2 tRNA genes and 1 rRNA gene are annotated in these 2,376 nt (G+C 55.6%); all 3 read left to right on the forward strand.

What is annotated here, in order from left to right:
- The first annotated feature begins 295 nt into the window (after positions 1 to 295).
- Positions 296 to 1,833: ribosomal RNA gene (locus A9O65_RS14650) — 16S ribosomal RNA — on the forward strand.
- A 195-nt stretch (positions 1,834 to 2,028) separates the two neighbouring features.
- Positions 2,029 to 2,105, forward strand: a tRNA-Ile gene (locus A9O65_RS14655).
- A gap of 109 nt (positions 2,106 to 2,214) precedes the next feature.
- A tRNA-Ala gene (locus A9O65_RS14660) sits at positions 2,215 to 2,290 on the forward strand.
- Positions 2,291 to 2,376 lie beyond the last annotated feature (86 nt).

Genomic DNA, 2,376 nt, shown 5'->3' on the forward strand with positions numbered 1-2,376 from the left:
GAGGGCTCGATTCGAAGTCGCCTCCATGAGGTGCGTCGCTCTCGGAGAAGATCGAGCTTGACGCCAGGCATCGAATCGGTAGAATACGCCTTCCTCACGAGGCGCCGCGCCACGGGCTCGGCAACGTGAGATGCTCTTTAACAATCGATCAGGTAATTCATGTGGGCGCTTGTCGGGATGTCGGTGACCAGTCACCGAAAATCAAGGCAAGCGACTCGTCAAAGGCCTTCGGGTCTTTTTGAGAACGTTTGAACCTTGAGCCAAGTTTGGTGCACTCAATGCACTATCAGCTTTTCAACTGAAGAGTTTGATCATGGCTCAGATTGAACGCTGGCGGCAGGCCTAACACATGCAAGTCGAGCGGAAACGATCCTAGCTTGCTAGGAGGCGTCGAGCGGCGGACGGGTGAGTAATGCATAGGAATCTGCCCGGTAGTGGGGGATAACCTGAGGAAACTCAGGCTAATACCGCATACGTCCTACGGGAGAAAGCAGGGGCTCTTCGGACCTTGCGCTATCGGATGAGCTTATGTCGGATTAGCTGGTTGGTGAGGTAACGGCTCACCAAGGCGACGATCCGTAGCTGGTCTGAGAGGATGATCAGCCACATCGGGACTGAGACACGGCCCGAACTCCTACGGGAGGCAGCAGTGGGGAATATTGGACAATGGGGGCAACCCTGATCCAGCCATGCCGCGTGTGTGAAGAAGGCCCTCGGGTTGTAAAGCACTTTCAGTGAGGAAGAAGGCTTGTCGGTTAATACCCGGCAAGAAAGACATCACTCACAGAAGAAGCACCGGCTAACTCCGTGCCAGCAGCCGCGGTAATACGGAGGGTGCGAGCGTTAATCGGAATTACTGGGCGTAAAGCGTGCGTAGGCGGCTTGATAAGCCGGTTGTGAAAGCCCCGGGCTCAACCTGGGAACGGCATCCGGAACTGTCAGGCTAGAGTGCAGGAGAGGAAGGTAGAATTCCCGGTGTAGCGGTGAAATGCGTAGAGATCGGGAGGAATACCAGTGGCGAAGGCGGCCTTCTGGACTGACACTGACGCTGAGGTACGAAAGCGTGGGTAGCAAACAGGATTAGATACCCTGGTAGTCCACGCCGTAAACGATGTCGACTAGCCGTTGGGGTCCTCGAGACCTTTGTGGCGCAGTTAACGCACTAAGTCGACCGCCTGGGGAGTACGGCCGCAAGGTTAAAACTCAAATGAATTGACGGGGGCCCGCACAAGCGGTGGAGCATGTGGTTTAATTCGATGCAACGCGAAGAACCTTACCTACCCTTGACATCGTGCGAACTTTCCAGAGATGGATTGGTGCCTTCGGGAACGCACAGACAGGTGCTGCATGGCTGTCGTCAGCTCGTGTTGTGAAATGTTGGGTTAAGTCCCGTAACGAGCGCAACCCTTGTCCCTATTTGCCAGCGATTCGGTCGGGAACTCTAGGGAGACTGCCGGTGACAAACCGGAGGAAGGTGGGGACGACGTCAAGTCATCATGGCCCTTACGGGTAGGGCTACACACGTGCTACAATGGCCGGTACAATGGGTTGCAAAGCGGCGACGTGGAGCTAATCCCATAAAGCCGGTCTCAGTCCGGATCGGAGTCTGCAACTCGACTCCGTGAAGTCGGAATCGCTAGTAATCGTGCATCAGAATGGCACGGTGAATACGTTCCCGGGCCTTGTACACACCGCCCGTCACACCATGGGAGTGGACTGCACCAGAAGTGGTTAGCCTAACTTCGGAGGGCGATCACCACGGTGTGGTTCATGACTGGGGTGAAGTCGTAACAAGGTAGCCGTAGGGGAACCTGCGGCTGGATCACCTCCTTAATCGACGACGTCGCCGACACTCGGCAAGTGCTCACAATGAATTACCTGATCGGCCAGAGCAAAGACTGTTTGGGTAGAGACCCAGCGTGACCCTAGGGTATTCGCTCAGTTGGTGAGAGCGCACCCCCTGACCTTTGTGGAAAGGAGGGTGAGGTCGGCAAGCCGGCCGTGTTTTATCAGTGAGAGGATAGGTTTGGGTCTGTAGCTCAGTTGGTTAGAGCGCACCCCTGATAAGGGTGAGGTCGGCAGTTCAAGTCTGCCCAGACCCACCAATTTTATCCAGTTCTGCGTTGCGTCGACGCTCGTGTAGTTCACTACACGTCGCGCCAAAGCGCCTTGACCTGAATAAAATTCTCCGTGTCACGTGTGACGGGCATCAGAGGGGCCTTAGCTCAGCTGGGAGAGCGCCTGCCTTGCACGCAGGAGGTCACCGGTTCGATCCCGGTAGGCTCCACCACCCAACAGTCCATGTGACGAGACCAGTCGCAAGTCTTGAGACATAGAAGAGGTTCTTTCTTCTTCACTCTTATGACTTCCGACTGT

Origin of the sequence: Halomonas caseinilytica (assembly GCF_001662305.1) — a bacterium.
Classification (GTDB): Bacteria; Pseudomonadota; Gammaproteobacteria; order Pseudomonadales; family Halomonadaceae; genus Halomonas; species Halomonas caseinilytica.